Source organism: Kineococcus sp. AC630, from assembly GCF_979255925.1.
The window spans coordinates 34,951-41,457 of record NZ_CEEDMJ010000037.1; the positions used below are offsets into that span (position 1 = coordinate 34,951).

7 protein-coding genes are annotated in these 6,507 nt (G+C 71.0%); 2 read left to right on the forward strand and 5 right to left on the reverse strand.

Annotated elements, in window-relative coordinates:
- Positions 1–46: 46 nt before the first annotated feature.
- The 5 genes from AC0I8G_RS24565 to AC0I8G_RS24585 are packed head-to-tail and all read right to left on the reverse strand — an operon-like array spanning position 47 to position 4,665.
- Positions 47–418, reverse strand: a complete 372-nt coding sequence (locus tag AC0I8G_RS24565) for a metal-sulfur cluster assembly factor (protein WP_471732286.1) — start codon at positions 416–418, stop codon at positions 47–49.
- A 10-nt stretch (positions 419–428) separates the two neighbouring features.
- The gene (gene sufC / locus AC0I8G_RS24570) at positions 429–1,187 is read right to left on the reverse strand and encodes a Fe-S cluster assembly ATPase SufC (RefSeq protein ID WP_380256446.1); all 759 of its coding nucleotides are present in this window, start codon (positions 1,185–1,187) and stop codon (positions 429–431) included.
- Positions 1,188–2,408 (reverse strand): Fe-S cluster assembly protein SufD, encoded by a 1,221-nt coding sequence (gene sufD / locus AC0I8G_RS24575; RefSeq protein WP_471732287.1) that lies wholly within the window; start codon positions 2,406–2,408, stop codon positions 1,188–1,190. It lies immediately after the preceding gene.
- On the reverse strand, positions 2,408–3,787 hold the full coding sequence (gene sufB / locus AC0I8G_RS24580; protein ID WP_328296296.1) for a Fe-S cluster assembly protein SufB: 1,380 nt from the start codon (positions 3,785–3,787) through the stop codon (positions 2,408–2,410). The genes sufD and sufB overlap by 1 nt, the downstream gene beginning before the upstream one ends.
- A 53-nt stretch (positions 3,788–3,840) precedes the next feature.
- Positions 3,841–4,665 (reverse strand): helix-turn-helix transcriptional regulator, encoded by an 825-nt coding sequence (locus AC0I8G_RS24585; protein WP_471732288.1) that lies wholly within the window; start codon positions 4,663–4,665, stop codon positions 3,841–3,843.
- A gap of 42 nt (positions 4,666–4,707) precedes the next feature.
- On the opposite strand from AC0I8G_RS24585, the gene AC0I8G_RS24590 reads away from it, so the two are divergent.
- Both AC0I8G_RS24590 and AC0I8G_RS24595 read left to right on the forward strand, forming a co-directional pair.
- Positions 4,708–5,670: an ABC transporter ATP-binding protein gene (locus AC0I8G_RS24590; RefSeq protein WP_471732289.1), complete on the forward strand. Its 963-nt coding sequence runs from the start codon at positions 4,708–4,710 to the stop codon at positions 5,668–5,670.
- Entirely contained in the window at positions 5,667–6,431 is a 765-nt protein-coding gene (locus tag AC0I8G_RS24595; RefSeq protein ID WP_471732290.1) for an ABC transporter permease, read from the forward strand. Before AC0I8G_RS24590 ends, AC0I8G_RS24595 begins: the two co-directional genes overlap by 4 nt.
- Positions 6,432–6,507: the final 76 nt, after the last annotated feature.

Consider the following 6,507-nt stretch of genomic DNA (forward strand, 5'->3'; position numbering starts at 1 on the left):
GCACCGGGTTTCCCGGTGCCGCGCCCCTGTGGTGCGGCGTACCTGCTCAGACGTTGAAGCCGAGCGCCCGCAACTGGTCCTTGCCGTCGTCGGTGATCTTCTCGGGACCCCACGGCGGCATCCACACCCAGTTGATGCGGTGGTCGGCCACCACGTCGACGAGGGCCTGCTGCGTCTGGTCCTCGATGACGTCGGTCAGCGGGCAGGCCGCGCTGGTCAACGTCATGTCGATGGTCGCGACGTTGTCGTCGGAGACCGTCAACCCGTAGATGAGGCCCAGGTCGACGACGTTGATCCCCAGTTCGGGGTCCATGACGTCCTTGAGGGCTTCCTCGATGTCGGCGATGGCCGCCGGCGTCGGTCCGCTGGCCGACGTGGTGGTCGCCGCCGTCGTGGCCGGAGTTTCTGTCTCGCTCACCAGGGCCTCCTCAGGCATGGGTGAGGAAGCGGTCGTAACCGGATTCCTCGAGGGCGTCGGCCAGTTCCGGACCGCCCTGTTCGGCCACCCGGCCGTTGACGAACACGTGCACGAACTGCGGCTTGATGTAGCGCAGGATCCGCGTGTAGTGCGTGATGAGCAGGACGCCCGGGTTCACGGTCGAGAGCGAGCGGTTCACGCCCTCGGAGACGATCTTCAGCGCGTCGACGTCGAGGCCGGAGTCGGTCTCGTCGAGGATCGCGATCTTCGGCTTGAGCAGCTCCATCTGGAGGATCTCGTGGCGCTTCTTCTCGCCGCCGGAGAAGTGCTCGTTGACGTTGCGCTCGGCGAAGGTGGGATCCATCTTCAGGTCGTCCATCGCCTGCTTGACGTCCTTGACCCACGTGCGCAGCTTGGGGGCCTCGCCGTCGATCGCGGTCTTCGCGGTCCGCAGGAAGTTCGACACGGTGACCCCGGGGACCTCGACGGGGTACTGCATCGCGAGGAACATCCCGGCGCGGGCGCGCTCGTCGACGGTCATCGCGAGGACGTCCTCGCCGTCGAGCGTGACGCTGCCGCCGGTGACGGTGTACTTGGGGTGGCCCGCGATCGAGTAGGCCAGCGTCGACTTGCCGGAACCGTTGGGCCCCATCACGGCGTGGACCTCACCGGAGTTGATGGTGAGGTCGACCCCGCGCAGGATCTCCTTCACGGAGCCGTCGGCTTCGTCGACCGTCACGTGCAGGTCGCGGATCTCCAGGGTGGACATTCAGTTCTCCTCAACGGTTTCTCGCTCGGCGAGCTGGCGTTCGATGGTGGTCATGAGACGCGACGAGACGTCCGGGATCCCGATCTTGTCGACGATGCTCGCGAAGAAACCGCGGACCACCAGTCGACGGGCCTCGTCCTCGGTGATGCCGCGCGACTGCAGGTAGAACAGCTGCTCGTCGTCGAAGCGACCCGTCGCGGACGCGTGGCCGGCGCCGACGATCTGCCCGGTCTCGATCTCGAGGTTCGGCACGGAGTCGGCGCGCGCCCCCTCGGTCAGGACGAGGTTGCGGTTCAGCTCGTAGGTCTCGGTGCCCTCGGCCGCGGCGCGGATGAGGACGTCGCCGATCCAGACGGCGTGCGCGCCCTGGCCCTGCAGCGCGCCCTTGTACTCGACGTAGCTCTTGCAGTTGACGGCCTCGTGGTCGACGAACTGGCGGTGCTCGGTGTGCTGACCGGCCCCGGCGAAGTAGACGCCGAGCGCGGTGGCGTCGCCGCCGGGGCCCGCGTAGCTGAGGTTCACCGAGATCCGGACGGCCTTGCCGCCCAGCGAGACGCTGATGTGGCGGACGCGGGCGTCGCGCCCGGCCCGCACGTCGTGCTGACCGATGTGGACCGCGTCGGCGTCCCACTCCTGCAACGACACGACCGTGACCTCGGAGGCGTCGCCCGCACGGACCTCGACGTTGCCGCGGTGCGCGCCGCCGCCCAGGTGCGAGAGCACGACGAGCGCCTTGGCGTGGTGCCCCGTCTCGACCACGACGTGACCGGCGGTGGTGCGACCGGCCTCCCCGCGGATGGTGACGAGGACGGGTTCGTCGAGTTCGGCCTCGGCCGGCACCTTCACCAGGTGCGCGACCTCGGTGGAGCTCCAGCCGGCGGCCGCGGCGCGGTCACCGGGCACGAACGCCGACCCCGCACCGACCTCGGCGAGGGTCCCGGTGCGGTGCTCGACGACGGCGGGGCCGGAGACCTCGACGCTCGCGGCGTTCCCGGCGACCGCGTCCGCGGCCTCGAAGAGCGGGCCGAACTCGCGCAGCGGCGAGAACTTCCACTCCTCCTCGCGACCCGTGGGCACGACGAAGTCGGCCACGTCGAAGGAAGTCTTGCGCTCGGCGCGGGACGCCTCGGGGACGGTCCCGCCACCGTGGCTGTGGGCCCCGGTGGTGTCGCCCTTCTGAGCGGCGCGACTCTCGTCGAGGGCTTCGTTGAGCAGGGTCATCAGCCGACGGCCCCTTCCATCTGCAGTTCGATGAGGCGGTTGAGTTCCAGCGCGTACTCCATGGGCAGTTCCCGCGCGACGGGTTCGATGAACCCGCGCACGATCATCGCCATGGCCTCGTCCTCGGCCATGCCGCGGCTCATGAGGTAGAAGAGCTGGTCGTCGGAGACCTTCGAGACCGTGGCCTCGTGACCCATGACGACGTCGTCCTCGCGGATGTCGTTGTAGGGGTAGGTGTCCGAGCGGGAGATGGTGTCGACCAGCAACGCGTCGCAGCGCACCGTGGAGGCCGAGTGGTGCGCGCCCTCGAGGACCTGGATGAGCCCGCGGTAGGACGTGCGGCCACCGCCGCGGGCGATCGACTTCGAGATGATCGAGCTCGCGGTGTAAGGAGCCGCGTGGACCATCTTGGCGCCGGCGTCCTGGTGCTGACCCTCACCGGCCATGGCGATGGACAGCGTCTCGCCCTTGGCGTGCTCGCCCATGAGGTAGATCGCGGGGTACTTCATCGTGACCTTGGACCCGATGTTCCCGTCGACCCACTCCATGGTCGCGCCCTCGGCGGCCGTGGCGCGCTTGGTGACCAGGTTGTAGACGTTGTTCGACCAGTTCTGGATCGTCGTGTACCGCACGCGGGCGTTCTTCTTCACGATGATCTCGACGACCGCGGAGTGCAGCGAGTCGCTCTGGTAGATCGGCGCCGTGCAGCCCTCCACGTAGTGCACGTAGGAGTCCTCGTCGGCGATGATCAGCGTGCGCTCGAACTGGCCCATGTTCTCGGTGTTGATCCGGAAGTAGGCCTGCAGCGGGATGTCGACGTGGACGCCCTTGGGCACGTAGATGAACGAGCCGCCGGACCACACCGCGGTGTTCAGCGACGCGAACTTGTTGTCGCCCACGGGGATGACGGTGCCGAAGTACTCGCGGAAGAGTTCCTCGTGCTCGCGCAGGCCCGTGTCGGTGTCGACGAAGATGACACCCTTCTCCTCCAGGTCCTCGCGGATCTGGTGGTAGACGACCTCGGACTCGTACTGCGCGGCGACGCCGGCGATGAGGCGCTGCTTCTCGGCCTCGGGGATGCCCAGGCGGTCGTAGGTCGCCTTGATGTCCTCGGGGAGCTCGTCCCAGCTGGTGGCCTGCTTCTCCGTCGAGCGGACGAAGTACTTGATGTTGTCGAAGTCGATGCCGCTGAGGTCGGAACCCCAGTTCGGCATCGGCTTGCGGCCGAAGAGGCGCAGGGCCTTGAGGCGCAGGGCGAGCATCCACTCGGGCTCGTTCTTGAGCGAGGAGATGTTGCGCACGACGTCCTCGGAGAGCCCGCGGCGGGCGGTCGAGCCGGCGACGTCGGAGTCCGCCCAGCCGTAGGCGTACTTGCCCATGCCCTCGAGTTCGGGCGGGCCCGCGGTGGTCTGGGTGTCGGACACGGTGTCGGTCACGAGCGTCGTCCTTCCGTCTGGTCCCCCGTGGCGGTGGCCACGGTGTCGTCTTGCGGGTCGTGCTGGTTCTGGGTCAGCGCCTCGAGCGGTACGAACGAGGTGCAGACGTGGTCGCCGTGCGCGAGCGTGGCCAACCGCTGGACACGGGTACCGAGGATCCGCTCGAACGTGCGCCGCTCGGCCTCGCACAGCTGCGGGAAGGACTCGGCCACCCGTTGCACCGGGCAGTGCCCCTGGCACAACTGGAGCCCTTCGGCCGCTGTTCCCCGCGCCGCCGGGCGCGAACTGGCCGAGTAGCCCTGGGCGGCCAGCGCCTCGACGAGGGCCTGCACCCGCTCGGGCACCGTCCCCTCCAGACCGGCGAGGGAGTGCTCCAGCGCGGCGAAGCGCCGGTTCGCGAAGTCCTCGACGGCCTGCGGCCCCTGGACCTCGGCGAGGTAGGCCAGGGCCGAGAGCGCGAGGTCGTCGTAGCCGGCCGGCAGGGCGTCGTGCCCGGCCGAGCCGACCACGTAGTCCTTGGCGGGCCGGCCCCGGCCGCGGCGGGCGTCCGCACGCGGCTCCCGGGTCTCGAGCACCCCTTCGGCCACCATCGGGTCGAGGTGGCGCCGGACGGCGGCGACCGTGAGGCCCAGCAGTTCGGCGATGCGGGCGGCGGTGACGGGACCGAACTCGGCGACGGTCGCCCGCACCCGGGTACGGGTCCGTGCGTCCTCACCAGTCCCAGGACCGCCAACTAAGGTCGGCCTCACCATTTGCACAACACCCATGTTACCTAATTGGCTGCCGCTCGCCCAACCACCCCACCGGGTGACCTGGACCACGTGGTCGGGTGGCTACTACCCGGGCTCGTAGACTCAACCCTCGTGGCGATCGGCTCCCCCTCACCCCTGACCCTGGGCGACTTCCGCAAGGACGCGGCCGTCGAGGTGAGCGACCTGCGCAAGACCTACCCCGGCGGCCCCGCCGTGCTCGACGGCCTGTCCTTCCGCGCCGAACGCGGTCGCGTGACGGCCCTGCTCGGCCCGAACGGGGCGGGCAAGACGACGACGGTCGGCATCTGCGAGGGGCTCCAGCGCGCCGACTCCGGCACCGTCCGCGTCCTCGGACTGGACCCGGTCGCGGACGCTGCGACGCTCCGGCCCCGGGTCGGGGTGATGCTTCAGGACGGTGGGCTGCCCAGCGGCGTCGGGGCCCTCGAGGCGCTGCGCCACCTCGCCGGGCTGCACACCGACCCCCTCGACGTCGACGCCCTCGCCGAGCGGCTCGGGCTCACCTCCTTCGCGAAGACCCGCGTGCGCCGCCTCTCCGGCGGCCAGCGCCAGCGGCTCGCGACGGCCTGCGCGCTCGTGGGCCGGCCCGAGCTGGTCTTCCTCGACGAACCCAGCGCCGGCCTCGACCCGCAGGCGCGGCTCGCCGTCTGGGACGTCGTGCGCGAGGTGCGGGCCGCGGGGGTGGCGGTCGTGCTCACCACCCACCTCATGGAGGAGGCCGAACGCCTCGCCGACTCCGTCGTCGTCGTCGACCACGGCCGGGCCGTCGCCACCGGCTCCCCCGACGAGCTCACCCGCGGTCCCGCCTCGCTGGCCTTCCGGTCGCGGCCGGGACTGCCCACCGAGTCCCTGGCCCGGGCGCTGCCGGTTGGCGCCGACGTCTCCGAGGTCGACACCGGCCGGTACCTGGTCAGCGGCATCGACGTCGACCCGCGGGTCGTGGCGACGGTGACCAACTGGTGCGCCACCCACGACGTCCTCGCCGAGGGGGTCGGACCGGTGCGCCGGACGCTCGAGGACGTCTTCCTCGACCTGACCGGGAGGACCCTGCGATGACGTCCGGTGGAACGACCCTCGACTTCACGCCCGCCGGCACCGCGGCGCCGCTGGCCCGCCGGGTGCTGCGCCAGGCCGCGTTCGAGACCAAGGTCTCGTTGCGCAACGGCGAGCAGCTGCTGCTGACCCTCCTCCTGCCCGCCCTGGTGCTCGTCGGGGTCACCCGCGTCACCTCCCTCGACCTCGGCGCCGGCGACCGCCCGGCACTCGCCCTGGGGGGTGTCGTGGCCCTCGCCGTGGTCTCCACCGCCTTCACCGGACAGGCCATCGGGACGGGGTTCGACCGGCGCAACGGCGTGCTGCGCCTGCTGGCGGCCAGTCCGCTGGCCCGCTCGGGCCTGCTCGTGGGGAAGGTCCTCTCGGTGCTGGCCGTCGTGGTGGTCCAGGTCGTCGTGCTCGGCGTCATCGCGCTGTTCCTCGGCTGGTCCCCCGACGCCGCCGCCCTGGCCGCGGCCGTTCCGGCCGTGCTCCTCGGCGTCGCGGCGTTCACGTCGCTGGGCCTGCTGCTGGCCGGGACGGTCCGCGCCGAAGGCACCCTCGCCGTCGCCAACTTCGTCTGGGTGCTGCTGCTCGCGGGGGGCGGGCTGGTGCTGCCGTCCCCGCTCGGCGCGTTCGCCGGGGTGCTGCCCTCGGGGGCCCTGGGGACCGCCGTCCGGCAGGCTCTCGCCACCGGCACGGTCGCCGTCGTCCCGCTGCTCGTCCTCACCGCGTGGGCCCTCGTCGCGGGCCTGGCCTGCGCGCGCTGGTTCCGCTGGGAGTGAGCCGGCCCCCCACCACCCGCGGGATCGTTGCCTCCCCGATGTCACCAGGCGTCCTCGGGGAGGCAACGATCCCACC

What these genes read in the sequence shown, in the direction of transcription:
- sufC (WP_380256446.1), bottom strand. Translation starts at nt 1,187, where the DNA reads ATGTCCACCCTGGAGATCCGCGACCTGCACGTGACGGTCGACGAAGCC.
- sufD (WP_471732287.1), bottom strand. Translation starts at nt 2,408, where the DNA reads ATGACCCTGCTCAACGAAGCCCTCGACGAGAGTCGCGCCGCTCAGAAG.
- AC0I8G_RS24595 (WP_471732290.1), top strand. Translation starts at nt 5,667, where the DNA reads ATGACGTCCGGTGGAACGACCCTCGACTTCACGCCCGCCGGCACCGCG.
- sufB (WP_328296296.1), bottom strand. Translation starts at nt 3,787, where the DNA reads ATGGGCAAGTACGCCTACGGCTGGGCGGACTCCGACGTCGCCGGCTCG.